This is a genomic window from Actinoplanes sp. NPDC051861 (assembly GCF_040681145.1).
Taxonomy (GTDB): domain Bacteria; phylum Actinomycetota; class Actinomycetes; order Mycobacteriales; family Micromonosporaceae; genus Actinoplanes.
Genome location: NZ_JBFAYE010000025.1, coordinates 49,587 through 65,511 on the forward strand (window position 1 = coordinate 49,587; position 15,925 = coordinate 65,511).

The 15,925-nt window shown below is 72.4% G+C and carries 11 protein-coding genes; 9 read left to right on the forward strand and 2 right to left on the reverse strand.

Annotation, left to right across the window (positions count from 1 at the left end; translation table 11 throughout):
• Positions 1-53 precede the first annotated feature (53 nt).
• Positions 54-2,438, forward strand: coding sequence for a bifunctional diguanylate cyclase/phosphodiesterase (locus tag AB0M02_RS40135; protein ID WP_364237187.1), 2,385 nt, complete (start codon positions 54-56; stop codon positions 2,436-2,438).
• Complete coding sequence (locus AB0M02_RS40140) at positions 2,439-7,595, forward strand: diguanylate cyclase (protein ID WP_364237189.1); 5,157 nt, start codon at positions 2,439-2,441, stop codon at positions 7,593-7,595.
• Here the strand turns inward: AB0M02_RS40140 and AB0M02_RS40145 are convergent.
• Entirely contained in the window at positions 7,585-7,989 is a 405-nt protein-coding gene (locus AB0M02_RS40145; protein ID WP_364237191.1) for an MmcQ/YjbR family DNA-binding protein, read from the reverse strand. The genes AB0M02_RS40140 and AB0M02_RS40145 overlap by 11 nt on opposite strands.
• A 189-nt stretch (positions 7,990-8,178) precedes the next feature.
• The gene (locus AB0M02_RS40150; protein ID WP_364237194.1) at positions 8,179-8,901 is read right to left on the reverse strand and encodes an SAM-dependent methyltransferase; all 723 of its coding nucleotides are present in this window, start codon (positions 8,899-8,901) and stop codon (positions 8,179-8,181) included.
• Between the two features lie 65 nt (positions 8,902-8,966).
• Between AB0M02_RS40150 and AB0M02_RS40155 the strand changes: the two genes are divergently transcribed.
• The 7 genes from AB0M02_RS40155 (at position 8,967) to AB0M02_RS40185 (ending at position 15,860) form a co-directional block, all read left to right on the forward strand.
• A complete protein-coding gene (locus tag AB0M02_RS40155) occupies positions 8,967-10,100 on the forward strand; it encodes an AI-2E family transporter (RefSeq protein ID WP_364237197.1) in 1,134 nt (377 codons plus the stop codon).
• Positions 10,101-10,140: 40 nt separating this feature from the next.
• Entirely contained in the window at positions 10,141-10,710 is a 570-nt protein-coding gene (locus AB0M02_RS40160) for a sigma-70 family RNA polymerase sigma factor (protein WP_364237199.1), read from the forward strand.
• Positions 10,711-10,719: 9 nt separating this feature from the next.
• Positions 10,720-11,721: a maleylpyruvate isomerase family mycothiol-dependent enzyme gene (locus AB0M02_RS40165; protein WP_364237202.1), complete on the forward strand. Its 1,002-nt coding sequence runs from the start codon at positions 10,720-10,722 to the stop codon at positions 11,719-11,721.
• Between the two features lie 71 nt (positions 11,722-11,792).
• Positions 11,793-13,220 (forward strand): diguanylate cyclase, encoded by a 1,428-nt coding sequence (locus AB0M02_RS40170; RefSeq protein WP_364237204.1) that lies wholly within the window; start codon positions 11,793-11,795, stop codon positions 13,218-13,220.
• A gap of 59 nt (positions 13,221-13,279) precedes the next feature.
• Positions 13,280-13,753 carry an Rrf2 family transcriptional regulator gene (locus tag AB0M02_RS40175; protein WP_364237207.1) on the forward strand — a complete coding sequence of 158 codons (474 nt, stop codon included), beginning with the start codon at positions 13,280-13,282 and terminating at the stop codon, positions 13,751-13,753.
• A gap of 2 nt (positions 13,754-13,755) precedes the next feature.
• Complete coding sequence (locus AB0M02_RS40180) at positions 13,756-15,027, forward strand: FAD-binding oxidoreductase (protein ID WP_364237208.1); 1,272 nt, start codon at positions 13,756-13,758, stop codon at positions 15,025-15,027.
• Positions 15,028-15,056: 29 nt separating this feature from the next.
• On the forward strand, positions 15,057-15,860 hold the full coding sequence (locus AB0M02_RS40185) for a M15 family metallopeptidase (RefSeq protein WP_364237209.1): 804 nt from the start codon (positions 15,057-15,059) through the stop codon (positions 15,858-15,860).
• Positions 15,861-15,925: the final 65 nt, after the last annotated feature.

A 15,925-nucleotide genomic window follows, 5' to 3' on the forward strand; every position in this document is an offset into this window, starting at 1 on the left:
CCCCACGCCCGTCATGGTGAGCCTGCCAGACAGGACGACGGAAGGGCTCGCCGGTGTACCGGTTGTCGGAGGAGACGGTGGTGCCCGGGTGGCGCCCCCGTGCCTGGGCCTGGTGTGTGCTCATCGGCCTGGTGGTCGCGATCGTCGCACCACTGCTGGGCGATCTGGGGCGGCAGATCGCGTACATCGCCGCCGCCGGCACCGCGCTGCTCGGCGTCGCCGCCGGGATCCGGCTGCACCGGCCGTCCCGGCGGTGGCCGTGGTGGGCGATCGCGGCCGCCATGGTCGGCTCCGCGGTGGCCAACGCGGTCTGGGCGGCCGACCTCGCCACCGGACGGTCGATCGCCCTGCGGATGTCGTGGGTCGACGTCGTCTACCTGAGCCAGTACGTGCTGGTCATGGCGGGTCTGTTCGGCCTGACGCAGGGACGGCTGCGCACGTTCTGGTCCGGGATGACCGAGGCCGGGATCGTGCTGTGCACCGGGTCGGCCCTCGTGTGGGTGCTGCTGTTCGACCCGTACGTCGACGACCGCGGACCGTGGCCCGGCGCGACCAGCGTCATCGCGTACCCATGGCTGGATCTTCTTGTTCTTGCCGCGGTGACCCGGCTGATGGTCACGCTGCGCAGGCTCAGCGGGTCCGACCTGTTGCTTGCCGCCGCCGCTGTCGTGCAGACCTGCACCGACGTGGTGTATTTCGTCTCCGTCGCGGACGGTGGCGCCTGGGCCGGGCCGCCGTGGAGCGCGACGGGATGGGTGCTCAGTCTCGTGCTGATCGGCGCCGCGGCGACGCATCCGTCCGCGGGTGCCCCGGCCCGCCCTCAGGACGCGGCGACCGGCCAGGGGTGGCGCACGGTCCTGCTCAACGTGGTGCTGGTGCTGATCGGCCCGGCCGCGACCGCCTACGTGGTGGGGCGCACCCGCGACGACTTCGACTTCCTCGACGTGGCCGTCTCGCTGACCGCGACCGCGCTCACCGCGGTGCTGCTGGTCATCCGTTCCACGCACAGCACCCGGCTGGCGAACGGGCGGGCCGCGCGGCTCCGCGCGTCGCTGCGCGAGCAGGCCGAACTGCAGCGGTCGCTGAGCCACCAGGCCCGGCACGACGCGCTCACCGGCCTGCCCAACCGCGCCGAGATGAAGAACCTGATCGCCGAGGTGGCCGGAAGTGGCGGCGGCCTGCTGCTCCTGCTCGACCTGGACGGGTTCAAGGACGTCAACGAGCGGCTCGGGCACCCGACCGGCGACGCGCTGCTGATCGCCGTCGCCGACCGGCTGCGCGGCCTGCTGGCCACGAGCGAAAACGGGGGTGAGGTCGCCGCGCGGCTGGGCGGCGACGAGTACGCGCTGCTGCTCCCCGGCGTCACCGCCGTCGAGCGTGGTGACCTGCTGGTCGGCGCGATGCGCAGTCCGGTCCCGGCCGGCGACCAGGTGCTGCGCGTGACGGGCAGCGTGGGCGTACGCGTGATCGAACCCGGCGCCGACGCCGTCCAGGTGCTCGCCGACGCCGACCTGGCCCTGTACGCCGCGAAGGCCGCCGGCAAGGACTGCGCCGCGCTGTTCGAGGTCGCCATGCGCGACGAGCAGGCCGAACGGATCCGCCTGCTGGAGCGCCTGCGCGCCGCTGTGGACGCCGGCGAGTTCGCCGTGCACTACCAGCCGATCGTGTCGCTGGAGAACGGGACGCCCACCGCGGCCGAGGCTCTCGTCCGGTGGATGCCGCCAGGTCGGGCGCCGGTCGGGCCGGACCAGTTCATCCCCGCCGCCGAGGACAGCGGCCTGATCGTCGCGCTCGGCGAGTGGGTGCTGCGCCAGGCCTGCCTGGACGCCGCCGCCTGGTACCGCGCGTGGGGCACCACGCTGACCGTGAACGTCTCCCCGCGCCAGCTGATCGACCCGAACTTCACCCTCAAGGTGGTCACCGCGCTGCACGACAGCGGGCTGCCGGCCGCCGCGCTGACGCTGGAGATCACCGAGGGCGTGCTGGTGCGCTCCGGGGCGCACGCCCAGCAGGCGCTGGTCCATCTCTCCGCGCTGCGCGCCGAGGGGGTACGCGTGGCGATCGACGACTTCGGCACCGGCTACTCGTCACTGGCGTACCTGCGCGATCTGCCGATCGACGTGCTCAAGATCGACCGGTCGTTCATGCCCGCCGGCGACGGCGACAGTCCCCAGGACGCGCAGCAGACCGCGCTGGTGCGCACGATTGTCGATCTGGCGCGTAGCCTCGGACTGACCACTGTTGCCGAGGGGGTGGAGACCGCGTACCACGCCGATCTGCTGCGCGACCTCGGCTGCGACCGCGGCCAGGGTTACCACTTCGCCCGCCCGATCCCCGCACCGGACCTCGCTGTGATGTTCGCCGGCAGTGCGATCGTTCAGGTCGGCCCGCTCTCAGCCGATCAGCAGAGCGACGCCGGATGCGGAGTGAGTGTGTAAGTGACGAACGATTTGACCGACCTCGAGGTCATCGAGGAGATCGGCCGCGGCGCTTTCACGATGGTGCACCGCGCCCGGCGCGGTGAGCAGTGGTACGCGGTCAAGCGGCCCCTCGGTGACGCGCAGGAGGATCCGGAGATCCGGGCCGCCTTCCACCGCGAGGCGGCACTGCTGGCCTGCATCGACGACCCCGGTGTGGTCGGCGTGCACGCGGCCGGTGAGCTGGACGGCACGCCCGCTCTGGTGCTCGAGCACCTGCCCGGCGGCTCGCTCGCCGACCTGCTCGCCGGTGGCCTGCTCAGCCAGGAGCGCGTCGTCGAGATCGCCGCTCAGCTTGCCCGCGGCCTGGCCGCCGCGCACCGGCTCGGCCTGGTCCACCGCGACATCAAGCCCGGCAACATCATGGTCTCCGGCGACCGTCCGGCCAAGCTGATCGACTTCGGTCTGGCCCAGCTGGCCCGCGACGAGCGCGGCCGGTCCGACGAGGCCGTCGGCACCTTCCTCTACGCGCCGCCGGAGCAGTCCGGCATGCTCAAGCGCCCGGTCGACGGCCGCTCCGACCTGTACTCGCTCGGCGTCGTGCTCTTCGAGTGCCTGGGCGGCCGGCTGCCGTTCGAGGCCGACGACGTCGGCGAGCTGCTGCGCCTGCACCTGGCCGCGCCCGTGCCCGACCTGGCACAGCTGCGTCCCGGCCTCGATCCCGCCCTGGCCGCCGTGGTGTACAGGCTGCTCGCCAAGGACCCCGACGACCGCTATCCGGACGCCGCGGCGCTCCTGGCCGACCTGCGCGATTGTCCCGGTGGCGAGGCTGCCGGGCGCTCCGCGGTCACCGGATGGCCGCTGTGCGGCCGCGACGCCGAGGCCGGTCGCCTGGCACGACGTTGGGAGAGGGTGCGGGCCGGGCAGGGCGGCGTCGCGGTGGTCCGTGGCGGACCAGGATCCGGGCGTACGCGACTCGCCGCCGAACTGGCGTCGCAGGCCACCGCCGAGGACGCGCCGGTGCTCTGGGCCACCTGCCGCCCGGACGAGGAGTCACCGCTCGCCGCCGCCCGTGAGGCCGTCGAGGGCTGGCTGGCCGTCGTACGCCGTCTCCCCGCGGCCCGCCGTGCCGTGGTCGAACAGCAGATCACCGAATCGGTCTCGGTCGCCGGGCCCAGCCTGATCGGCCGGCTCTTCGGCGACCTCGTGCCGCTGCCCGCCGACGCACCCGCGCCGGCCGCCGGCGGTGAGGAGCACGTGCTGGCCGCCGGTGTCGCCTTCATCGGCGAGCTGGCCACCCGCGCCGGCGGTCTCGTCGTGGTCGTCGACGACGCGCAGGAGCTCGACTCCGGCACCCGGCAGCTGCTCGGCAAGCTCGTCCCCGAGCTGCCCGGCCTGCCGATCCTGCTGCTGCTCACCGCGCCCGACGGCGCACCCGACCCGGCCGACGGCCTGGGCGGGCCGCCGCCGCTGGAGGTGACCTGCGGCCCGCTGCCCGGCCCGGCGGTCGCCGAGCTGATCGGCTCCCGGCTGCCCGGCGCCACGGTCGCCCCCGAGCTGTCCCGGCACATCGCCACGCGTACCGACGGGACGCCGCTCGCCGTCGTCAGCTACCTGATGCGGCTGCTCGACGCCGGTCTGCTCAGCCCGTTCTGGGGCACCTGGCGGCTGGACACCGCGGGCGCCGATCTGCTGCCCGCCGCCGCCGGCCTGCGCGAGCTGCTCGCCACCCGCCTCGACGGGCTCGCCGGCCAGGAGCTGGACTGCCTCGCCACGGCCGCGGTCGCCGGCGTCCGGTTCCGGCCCGAGCCGCTGCTCACCATCGGCGAACCCGACCGGGTCGTGGCCGCGCTCGCCGCCGGTGTGGACCGGCACGTGCTGGAGGCCCGGCCGGGCGGCTGGTACGCGTTCGTCCACCCGCAACTGCGCGACGTGCTGCTCGACCGGATCGGCGAGAGCGAGCTGCGCCGGCTGCACGCGGCCCTGGCCGGCGCGCTCGACGCGCTGCCCGAGGACCTGCGCGACGAGGGACACGCGTACGCGGTGGCCCGCCACCACCGCCGGGCCGGTGACCTGATCCCGGCCGCGGACCGGCGGCGCGGTGCCGCGGCGGCCGGGCTGCGCGCGCTGCAGGACCAGGCGGCGGCGGAGGCCATCGACTACCTGACCGAGGCGGTCGACGGCGATCCCGAGCCGAGCACGGAGCTGCTGCACCTGCTGGCCCGGGCGTACCTGGGCGCCTGGCGGTTCGACGAGGCCGGCGAGGTCCTCGACCGGGCACTGGCCGCCGAACCGGACCGGTTGCGGCGGGCGCGCCTGCTCACCACCCGGATCGAGCTGCACCACACGCTCTGGGACGACGAGCGCGCCCTGGAGGCGGCGCGGTCGGCCCTCGCCGAACTGCGCCGGCCGCTGCCCGGGCGGGGACTGCTCGTCATCCTGTCGACGCTGTGCATCGCGATGGCCGGTGGGCTCGTTCGGCGTACCCGAATCGGTTTTGGAACCGCACGGGGCCGGCGGCGCGAAACGCTCGCCGCACTCACCGCCGTCCTTGACGCCGGCGGCTATGCCGCAGGGATCGGACTGCGCCTGCGCGAAGCCGGCATCCTCAGCATGCGCGCGCTGTACGCGGTGAACCGGATCGGACCCTGCCCGGAGTACGTCCGGATCTATGCGCTGATCGGCTACGTGACCGCGGTGATCAAGCTGCGCGGCACCTCGGAGCGGTGCCTCAACCGCGCCGCCGAGGTCGCCGCCGGGCTCGGTGACCCGGCGCTGGTGGCCTATGTGGAGTGGCTGCGGGGCGTGGCGCTGCTGTTCGGCGGCTACGACGACGGCACCGCGTGGGAGAAAGTGATCACCCGCAACGTCCGGTGGTACTCACCGGCCCAGCTCATCCCCGGCTACGCCACCCTCGGCCTGCGCTTCCTGCTGCGCGGATACGTGGGCGAGAGCGAGCGCGAGTACGAGCGGGGCATGGCGCGTATCGAGCAGCCCGAGCAAGCGCTCGGTACCTCGCTCGGCATGCTCAGCGTGATGATCCCGGCCGGTCAGAGCCGCTTCGGCGACGCCGCCGCGGCCCTGAAGCGGCTGCGCGAGGCGTTCCCCGCGGGCGCCGGCACCCCGGTGCAGCGCGCCAACATCCTCACCGCCGCCGCGTGCGTGCTGCTCGAACAGGGTGAGGTCGGCGCGCAGCTGGAGGAGGTGCTCGCCGAGTTCCACGGCCTGGGCCTGCGCCCGGCCGACCTGATGCCGCAGCACAAGTGGATCTACGTCTACGAGGCGCACTCCCGGCTGATCCAGCTGCGCTACGCCGCCGACGACGAGCGCGCCGAGCGTCTCGCCGTCGCCGCCAAGGCGATCAAGGACCTGGGCAAGGTCGGCGGCACCCCGCTGCTGAAGGCGGTGCACCTGACCACGAAGGCCTCGCTGTTCTACGTCATGGGCGACCACAAGCGCTGCATCAGGACCGCCGACGAGGCCGAACGGCGGCTGCGCGCGATCGACGCGCCGTTCATCCAGTACGAGGTGTGCCGCATCCGGGCGCGCGCGTTCCGGGCGATGGGCATGGCGAACGAGTCGGACCGGCAGGCGCGGTTCGCGCTCGGGCTGGCCGTCTTCCACGGCTGGGAGCAGCGGCGCCGGCAGACGCGTACGGAGTTCGGCGTGGACGAGGGCGCCGGCACGCATCGGCGTACCGTCGCGGAACGCCGGCCCACCTCCGGGCGCAACCGGCACCTCGACGCGCTGCAGCAGGTCGGCACGGCCGCCGCGACCATCCTGGACCCGCGCCAGCTGGCCCAGGTGGCGCTCGACGAGATGCTGCGGATCCTCGGTGCGGAGCGGGCGCTGTTCTTCCTGCTCGACGACGCCGGTGAACCCGTGCGCTACGCCGGCCGGGACGCGAACGGCGACCTCGGCGACACCACCGCGTACGGCGCCACGCTCGTCCGCCGGGTCGCCGAGACGGGCGAGCCGCTCGTGGTCACCGGCACCGAACAAGGCGCCGCGCTCGGCTCGCGCAGTGCTGTCGTACACGGCCTGCGCAGCATCCTGGTCGCGCCGGTGCAGTTCAAGGGACGTCTGGTCGCCGTCGTCTACCTGGACAGCCGCCTCGCCCGAGGCATCTTCACCGACGACGACGTCGCCGTGCTCACCGCGGTCACGAGCCACGTCGCGGTGTCGCTGGAGACCGCCCGCGCGGCACAGCTGCACTCCGCGGTCGAGGCCGCCCGCCAGCAGCAGGCCCTCGCCGAGATGCTGCGGGCCACCCTCGCCGAGCTCAGCGCGATCCTCGAACCGGACCAGCTGCTGCGCCGCCTCGGCGAGACCCTGCAGACCCAGCTCGGCGCCGACGCCGGCTGCCTGCTGAGCCCCACCTCCGAGGTCCTGCAGGTGCTCGGCGACGCACCCGCCGCGATGGTCGGCGGCGTCGCGCCACCGGTCGACGTGGACTCCGCCGCCCCCGCCCTGCTCGACCCGGCGGCCACCGCCGCGCTGCGCGAACGCCTGCTCAACGGCGCCGCCTCGGTGCTCGCGGTGCCGCTGCGCGCCCGCGACGAGAACGCCGGCCTGATCCTGCTCGGCGGTGCCGGCCTGGACGACACCAGTCGCCAGGTCGCGGCGGCGCTGGCCACACAGGGCATGTCGGCGTACGAGAACGCCCGCCTGTTCAGCCGCGTCCGCGAACTGGCCACCACCGACGAACTGACCGGCCAGCACAACCGCCGCCACTTCTACGCGATCGCCGGCGCCCTGGTCCAGGCCGCCTCCCGCAACGGGCGCCAGCTCGCCGCCGCCATGCTCGACATCGACAAGTTCAAGTCCATCAACGACACGTACGGCCACGGCGTCGGCGACGAGGTCATCCGCACGGTGGCCGCCCGCATCCGCAGCCGCATGCGCCACTCGGACGTCCTGGGCCGCTACGGCGGCGAGGAGTTCGCCGTCGTGCTCCCGGACCACGAGGGCCACGCGGCCGAACTGGCGGAACGCATCCGCCAGGCGGTCTCGGAGTCCCCGGTGCTGACGGCCGCCGGCCCGGTGCCGGTGACGATCAGCGTGGGGTTGACCCGTCTGGAGGCGGAGGATCGCACCCTGGACGAGCTGCTGGCGCGGGCGGACCACGCGCTCTATCGGGCGAAGGAGGCCGGCCGCAACCGCGTGGTCAGCGGCTGACCTGGGCGGCTAGGAACTTCGGTGCCATCTCGCAGTAGCTGTCGGTGACGAGCTCCGTGATCTCGGTCCAGTCGGTGTGGTCACCGAGTACGGCCACGGCGACGTTCCGGCCCCAGCGGGCCCGCAGGTACGGAAAACCGGGCGCGGTCAGGCCGAGCAGGTCCTCGACAGGCACGCGAAACGCCATCACGGCCGGCGGCTCCCCGTCGACCAGAAACGGCGCGTAGACAGGCGCCCGTCCCACATCCGGAGTGTAGACATGGGCGACCGTCCGCTTCCGGACCAGCCAGCGCACGCCGAGCCATCCCGGTTGCTCATGCACGTCAGGCAGCCCACTACAGATCAGCCGCAGCCGCTCCATGATCTCAGGCGCCACATCCCCAGGCTCTGACACACCCCCACCATAACGGCGCCTCGCCGGCCGTGACGTGTCCCACCAGCGCGGTGCGGTGAGCCGTGCGCCAGGCGCCTTCTCGGCCGACGGGAGGGCTCTGTCGCACGGCTCGCGCGGCTGAGCCGTGCGCTAGGCGCCATTTCGGCCGGCGGGAGGGTTCTGTCGGACGGCTCGCGCCGTTGACGGGGATCATGAGTGGGCGATGGCGCCGTAGGCGTCGATGAAGACGGCCTTGGCGTCCGCGCGCCACCTGGTGATGGGCACGAGGCCGGGATCCACCTGGGTGAGTCCGCCGAAGAGCAGGCCGATCTCGTCCGGGCTGCGCAGGATGTACGGATCCCCGCCGCTCTCAGCGAGGCGCCGAGCCCCCTCCACCACCGCCGGCGTCGTGTTCGTGCCGTCCCACAGCACGAGGTAGCTGCCCGGCGCCGCGGCCGCGAAGGTGCGGGAGACGATGGAGCGGACCTCGTCGAGATCGGGCTCGTAGCCCAGGACGCCCATGAACATGACGGCCACCGGGCGGTCGAAGTCGAGGGTCTTGGCGGCCTCGGCGAGGATCAGTTCGGGGTCGTGGTAGTCGGCCAGGAGGAAGGTGGCGCGGTCCGGCAGGGTGGCGGCGTAGGAGAGGACCAGCGGGTCCTTGTCGACATAGACCACGCGGGCGGACGAGGCGATCTCGTGGGTGTTCTGCATGGTGGGCAGGCCGGTTCCGATGTCGAGGAACTGGCGGATGCCGGCCTCCTCGGACAGGTAACGGACGGCTCGGGTGAGGAAGCCGCGCGACTCGCGGGCCATGTCGACGATCTCGGGGTACACCTGGGCCACCGCGTCTCCGGCGGCCCGGTCGGCGGGGAAGTTGTCCGTTCCGCCCATCCAGTAGTTCCAGATGCGCGCGGGCAGCGGGCCTGTCATGGATCTCTTTCTATGCAATCGGCCCCGGGCGGGCAACCCCCGGCGAGGGAACTTAGGGTGATCACATGGGGCCCACGCTGAGTGCCAGGAAGTCGAAGTCCGCCCTGCGCAGCGCCGCGATCATCTCGCTGGAGATGTTGCTCGTGCTGGTCATGGCGTGGGTGGCCCTGTGGCTGCTGGGTCAGATGTGGTCGGTGATCTGGCCGCTGGTGGTGGCCCTGCTGCTGACCACGCTGACCTGGCCGGCCGCGCGGTTCCTGCGCAAGCACAGGTGGCCGCCCGCGCTGGCCGCGTCCGTGGTGACCGTGCTGTTCCTGCTGGTGGCGGCGGGCACCCTGGTCGGCATCGTGGCGCCGGTGGCGTCGGAGTCCGGTGAGCTGGCCAAGGGCGTGACCGACGGTATCCAGACCGTGCGGGACTGGGCCGCCGGGCCGCCGCTGAACATCGGCGACGAGGAGGTGACCAGCGCCTCGAACGCGGCGATCGACCGGATCCAGAGCAGTGTCGGCAGCATCGCCACGGCCACCCTGACCGGTGTGACGACCGTCGTGAACGGACTGGTCACCACGATTCTGGCGCTGTTCCTGATGTTCTTCTTCCTGAAGGACGGGCCGCGGTTCCTGCCGTGGCTGTCGCGCCAGCTGCCCGGGCGCCTCGCCGTGGACGTGCCGATCGTGGCGGCGCGCGGGTGGGAGACGTTGGGTGCTTTCGTACGTTCCCAAGCGTTCGTCGGCCTCCTCGACGCCGTGGCGATCGGCATCGGCCTGTGGATCGTCGGCGTGCCGCTCGTGCTTCCGCTGGCCGTGCTGACGTTCGTGGCCGCGTTCGTGCCGATCGTCGGAGCGCTGTTCGCCGGTTTCGTCGCCGTCCTGATCGCGCTCGTGTCGAACGGCTGGACCGACGCGCTCATCGTGCTGGCGATCATCGTCGCCGTGCAGCAGTTGGAGGGCAACGTCTTCCAGCCGATGGTGCAGAGCCGTGGCCTGGGCCTGCACGCCGGCGTGGTGCTGCTCGCCGTGACGCTGGGCAGCAGCCTGTACGGAATTGTCGGCGCCCTGCTCGCCGTTCCCGTGGCCGCGCTGATCGCGGTGCTGTGGAACTACCTGCGCGAGCAGCTCAGCGATGCCCCGCAGCCGCCACCGGAGGATCCCGCCGACGAGGCCGCGCTGGACGCCGTCGCCGAACCAGAAGTCGCCTGATTGACACCCATGAACGCTTGAAACGTCCTAAAGTATGCGGGTGCAGCAGGGATCCACCGATGTGGACTGCCGGCTCCGCGATCGCCTCGTCTTCGGCGACGAGGACGCCTTCGGAGAGGTGTACGAGCGTTACAGCGCGCTCGTCTACACCGTTGCCGTGCGCGTCACCCGCGACGATCGTGCGGCCGAGGACGTCACCCAGGAGGTGTTTCTCTCCTTCTGGCAGCGGCCGTTCGCGTTCGACCCGGCCAAGGGGAGCCTCCGTGGCTGGCTGGCGATGATCGCCCACCGGCGGGCGGTCGACCTGGTGCGCCGCGAGGAGGCGCACCGCCGCAGCACGCGCGAGCCGCAGCTGAGCATGGACGCGCTGAACGCCGGTGACCCGGTCGGTGACCAGGTCACGGACGCCGACACCACGCGCCGCCTGAGGGTAGCGTTGGGAACCCTGCCGGAGCCGCTGCACAGCGCGATCACTCTGGCCTATCTGGAGGGAAGAACCTACCGCGAGGTCGCCGCCGAGCTGGGCCTGCCGGAGGGCACCGCCAAGTCCAGGCTGCGCGAGGCGCTGCGCAGGCTTACCGTGGCGTTGAGCCCGCATGCTCACGACTGAAGAGGAACGATGACAGCCGACCACGAGACCGTCTCCCAGCTCATCGGGGCGTGGGCCGTGGACGCCTGCTCGCCGGAGGAGGCGCATCTCGTCCAGGGCCATCTGCCGGGCTGCGCGGATTGCGCGGGCGAGGCGCGCACGTTGCGCGCGACGGCGGAGGAGCTGCTGTTCGCACCTCCGGCGGGCCTTCTTGCCCGGTTGCGGTCGGAGATGCCGGTCCGGCGCCGTCCGGCTTTCAAGACACCGGGGTACGCGAAACCGTACGCGGCTCAGGTCGCCGCCCTGGACCTGATGCTCTCCGACCTGGCCACCGACGACTGGCGGCAGGTCGCGGCGTACGAGCAGTTGAGCGTCCACGACCTCCTGGCCCACCTGATCGCCGTCGACGGGATGGTGGCGGACGCGCTCGGGGTGCCCGGTTCGCTGCCCGTCCGGCCCGACATGGACGCCGAGGCCCGTACGTCCGCGGTGGTGGCCGCCGAGCAGAGCCGTCCGGTGTCGGACACCCTGCGGACCTGGCGCGACCAGGCCGACGCCGTCTGCCGTGCCCTGCCGCGCCGCCCGGACACCTCCACGACGGTGACCCTGGGCTTCACGATGCCGGTCCCGGACGCGCTGCTCGCCCGCGCCTTCGAGACGTGGATCCACGCCGAGGACATCGCGGGCGTGACCAGCAGCCCGTCGATCACGCCGCTGCCCGAGCACCTTAATCCCATGGCCGACCTGGCCGTCCGCATGCTCCCCAGGGTGACCTCGCACCGGCTGCCGGAGGCGTCCGGCCGCCAGATCCGCCTGCTGCTGACCGGCCCCGGCGGCGGGACGTGGACGGTGCCGCTCGGTGAGCCGGCCGGTTTCGACACGGACGCCGAGGTGTCGGTGGACGTGGTGGAGTTCTGCCGGCTGGTCGGCGACCGCCGGGACCCGGCGGTGATTCCGGCCGAGGTGAGCGGCGACGAGAGGCTGGCACGGGAGTGGCTGAGCGTGGTGCCGGCACTCGCGCCGTACCCGTGACGGTGGCGTACCTCGCTCGAACGTGAGCCCGGTTCGGTCAGGTGCCCGCAGCGGGTGCCGATGAGGCATGCATGCGGTCAGGCTGGGCACGGGTGGTGGATTACCTGCGCCACGGTGTCGAACCGATCATGGTCCTTGCCGTCGTAGCCGTGCTGTATCGCCTGGGTCTGGCCGGCCACGCCCCGTTCTGGCTGCTGACGGTCGTCCTGTTCGCCGGCATGGTCTATCAGCAGCCCGGGTTGCAGCGCCGCCTCGCCGGTGGGGACCTGACACAGCGCGTCGCCCCGCGTGTCGCTGTCCACCTGCTGTTGGTGAGCCTGACGATGTACCTGGTCGGCTGGGGCCCCGTGCTGGCGGTCGCGCACCTGCAGATCGCGTCGGTGCACCTGGGCTGGTCCGGATCCCGCGCTTGGCGCCCGGCCGCTCTCGCCAGCGCCGCCATGCTTCTCCTCGGCCAGCTCGCCATCGCCGCGGGCTGGGTGTCCTCGTACCTGCCGCAGCCCGCGGTGCACGGGGCCGCCGCACTGATCGCCATCGGCACGGTCACCACCTGCCGGGTCCTCGGCCTGAGCGTGCACCGCAGCGAGGAGGCCGAGCTGGCTCTGCGCCGCAGTGAGGAGCGTCTGGAGGCGCTCCTGCACGACGGAACCGACATGATCGTGGTCTGGTCGAGCGACGGGGAGATCACCTACGCCAGCCCGGCTGCCGGAGCGATGATCGGGCATTCGCCGGAACGGCTCGTGGGCCGGCCGATAGCGGAGTTCATCCACCCCGACGACGCCGGTGCCGTCGCGGCGCTCGGGGAGCGCGCCCAGACCACCGACAGCTCCACGGCCCACCGCGCCGAACTGAGGGTCCGCACCGCCGGAGGCGCGTGGCGCTGGCACGAGGCGACTGTACGCAACCTGCTCGGCAATCCCGCCGTGCGCGGCATCGTCGCCCACCACCGGGACATCACCGAGCATCGCGCCGATCGGGAGCGCATCGCATACGCCGCGACCCACGACGGGCTTACCGGCCTGGTCAACGCCACCGCGTTCAGCCGGTCGGTCGCGGAGGCGCTCGATGCCGGCCGGCGGCGGGTCGGCCTGCTCTTCCTCGACCTCGACGGGTTCAAACCGGTCAACGACACGTACGGGCACGAGGTCGGCGACCAGGTGCTCCGCATGATCAGCGAGATGATCCGGGCCGGGGTGCCCCGTCCGGACCTGGTGGGCCGGCTCGGGGGCGACGAGTTCGGTGTCCTGCTGGACGACCTCGACGATCAGGGCGGCGAGGAGGAGGCGATCGCGGTGGCGCGACGTCTCATCGACGCCTTCGACAGCGATCTCGTGGTGGACGGGCGCCGGGTCCGGGTGGGGTGCAGCGTGGGCATCGCCCTGGCGTCACCGGGCGCGGGCGACGCCCCCGAGTTGCTGCGGCACGCCGATCAGGCCATGTACCGGGCCAAGCGGGCCGGCAACAACCGGTTCACGGTGCACGCCGAGGCGACCGCCTGAGCGGTGACCCAGGTCACTGGACTCGGCTATTCTGGATATGTAGTGTCCAGGATATGAGGATGAGCGAGGGCGTCGAGTGGGCACTGCACACGTGCCTCAACCTGACGTGGCTGCCCGACGGCCAGGCGGTGCCGACGGGGAGGCTGGCGGCGTTCTACGAGCTGCCCCCGGCGTACCTCAACAAGCAGATGCAGGCCCTGGCCCGCGCCGGCATCGTCTCCTCGACGCCCGGCCCGCGCGGGGGTTTCCGGCTCGCCCGCGAGCCGGAGCGGATCACCCTGCTGGACATCGTGGTCGCCATCGAGGGGGCCGACGAGGCGTTCCGCTGTGCGGAGCTGCTGAAAAAGGGGCCCGGCTCCGACCCGGCCACCGACTACCGCCAGGCATGCCTGATCTCGCAGGCCATGCACCGGGCCGACCTGGCCTGGCGCCGCGAGCTGGCCGGGCAGACCCTGGCCGGGCTCAAGGCCTCGGTCGAGACGACCTATCCGGACGCGCCGTCCGGCACCACTGACCGGCTGATGGGGAGATGACCATGAAAGATCTCGTCCGGGGGACCGTCCACCTGCCCGGCACGCCCGGCTTCGACGACGCCCGCCAGCCGTGGAACCTGGCGATCACTCAGCCGGTCGACGCGGTCGTGGAGGCGGCGGACGCGGCCGACGTCGCCGCACTGATCCGGCACGCGGCGGCCACCGGCCGGACCGTCACCACTCAGGCTCGCGGGCACGGCGCGACCGGGAACACCTCGGGTGCCGTGCTGCTGCGCACCCGTCGTCTTGACGGTGTCGACATCGATCCGGTCGCCCGCCGCGCCCGGGTCGGCGCCGGGGTCCTGTCCGGCCGGCTCCAGGCCGCCGCCGCGCCGCACGGCCTGACCGGCATGCCCGGCAGCTCGCCGGTCGTCAGCGTCGCCGGCGTGGCACTCGGTGGCGGGCTGAGCTGGTTCGGCCGCGCGCACGGCTGGGTCTCCGACAACGTTCTGGCCTTCGACGTCGTCGACGCCACCGGCACCGAGCGGCACGTCACCGCCACCTCCGACCCGGACCTGTTCTGGGCCCTGCGCGGCGGTGGCGGCGACTTCGCCGTGGTGACCGCGCTCGAGCTCGCCCTGCACCCGGCGCCCTCGCTCTACGGCGGCCGCGTCCTCTGGGACTTCGCCCACGCCCCCGCGGTCATCGACGCGTACCGGCGGATCGTCGCGACCGCACCCGACGAGCTGACCGTCTGGCTCGACCTGCTGCACTTCCCCGGGGCGGCGCCCATGGTCGCGGTCGACGCGACCTACCTCGGGCCCGCCGACGCCGCCCGCGAGCTTCTGGTTCCGCTCGACGCCCTGCCCGCGCCCGTGTCCGACAGCCGGCGTGTCATGGCGGTCGACGAGCTGGGCTCGATCACCGCGGAGCCGACCGATCCGAGTGCCGGACTGTCCCACGCTGAATTACTCACCACGCTCGACGACGCGGTCGTGGCCGCACTGCTGAAGGACCCGATCGCGCCACTGTTGAGCGTGCAGATCCGCCACCTCGGCGGCGCGTTCACCCGGCCGTCGGACAGCCCGCACGGGCCGCTGACCGAGCCGTTCGCGCTGTACCTTTTCGGTCTCCCGATCGACCCGGAGGCGGTCCTGGCCAAGCAGGCCGGCTACGCGGCGGCACTGCCGGTCAGCGGCCGGAAGCCGTTCACGTTCCTCAACCCCTCCGAGACCGTCGCCGACGCGTTCGACTCGGCAGCTGTGGCACGGTTGCGCACGATCAAACAGGCCGTAGACCCGAAGGGCGTATTCCGCGGCAGCTTCCCGGTCTGACCTCCGGTTTCCCCCGAACCTGGAGAACTATGTGGAAACTCCCGCCGGTGCTGCTCACCGCCGTTCTCCTGTTCGTTCCGACCGCGCCGGCGGCACCGGTCAGGGCGGCCGGTCCCAGGCAGGCCGCACACATCATCCGGCCCGGCGACACCCTCACGTCCATCGCGGCGCGGCACGACGTCAGCGTCGCCAACCTTCGCCGGTGGAACAGCCTGCCCGCCGGCTACACCCTCCGGATCGACGGCATGCTGCGGCTCACCGCACCTGCCGCACCCCTGCCGGTCTGGCGCACCCGCACCGAAACGGTCACCGCCACCGAGGCCAACGGCGACCCGAACAAGAAGTGCCCGGTCGCCGCCTACGACCTGCGCCGCATCTGGGTCCGCTACCTCGATTTCCAGGGCGTCGCCCGAGACGGCAACCTCATCATGCACCGCGAACTGGCCGTACCCACCCAAAAGGCATTCGCCGCCCTCTACCGCTGGCGCTTCCCCGTCCTGGTGATGCAGCCGGCCGCCGTGAACATGCCCGGCCTGACCGACAAGTCCATCCTGACCAGCGGTTATGAGTGCCGCTACGTAGCCGGGACGACGACCTGGTCGCAGCACTCCTACGGCCGGGCCATCGACGTCAACCCCCGCCAGAACCCCATGATCCGCGGCGACTACCTGGACCCACCCAACAGCGCGACGTGGCTGGCCCGCGACCACTACTGGCCAGGAATGCTCCACGCCGACGGCGGAGTCCCGGCCTTCACATCAAACGGGTTCGCGTGGGGCGGACGCTGGATCACCTTGAAGGACTACATGCACTTCAGCCCGAACAACCGCTGACGCCCTGCGTGCCGGCTGGTTGGGGGTTCGGGTCGCGGGGAGCGGGGGGAGCTGACAGGGTGAGC

Excerpts from the sequence above, each read along its gene's own strand:
- AB0M02_RS40150 (WP_364237194.1), bottom strand. The coding sequence starts at position 8,901 with ATGACAGGCCCGCTGCCCGCGCGCATCTGGAACTACTGGATGGGCGGA.
- AB0M02_RS40155 (WP_364237197.1), top strand. The coding sequence starts at position 8,967 with ATGGGGCCCACGCTGAGTGCCAGGAAGTCGAAGTCCGCCCTGCGCAGC.
- AB0M02_RS40165 (WP_364237202.1), top strand. The coding sequence starts at position 10,720 with ATGACAGCCGACCACGAGACCGTCTCCCAGCTCATCGGGGCGTGGGCC.
- AB0M02_RS40170 (WP_364237204.1), top strand. The coding sequence starts at position 11,793 with ATGCGGTCAGGCTGGGCACGGGTGGTGGATTACCTGCGCCACGGTGTC.
- AB0M02_RS40175 (WP_364237207.1), top strand. The coding sequence starts at position 13,280 with ATGAGCGAGGGCGTCGAGTGGGCACTGCACACGTGCCTCAACCTGACG.
- AB0M02_RS40180 (WP_364237208.1), top strand. The coding sequence starts at position 13,756 with ATGAAAGATCTCGTCCGGGGGACCGTCCACCTGCCCGGCACGCCCGGC.
- AB0M02_RS40185 (WP_364237209.1), top strand. The coding sequence starts at position 15,057 with ATGTGGAAACTCCCGCCGGTGCTGCTCACCGCCGTTCTCCTGTTCGTT.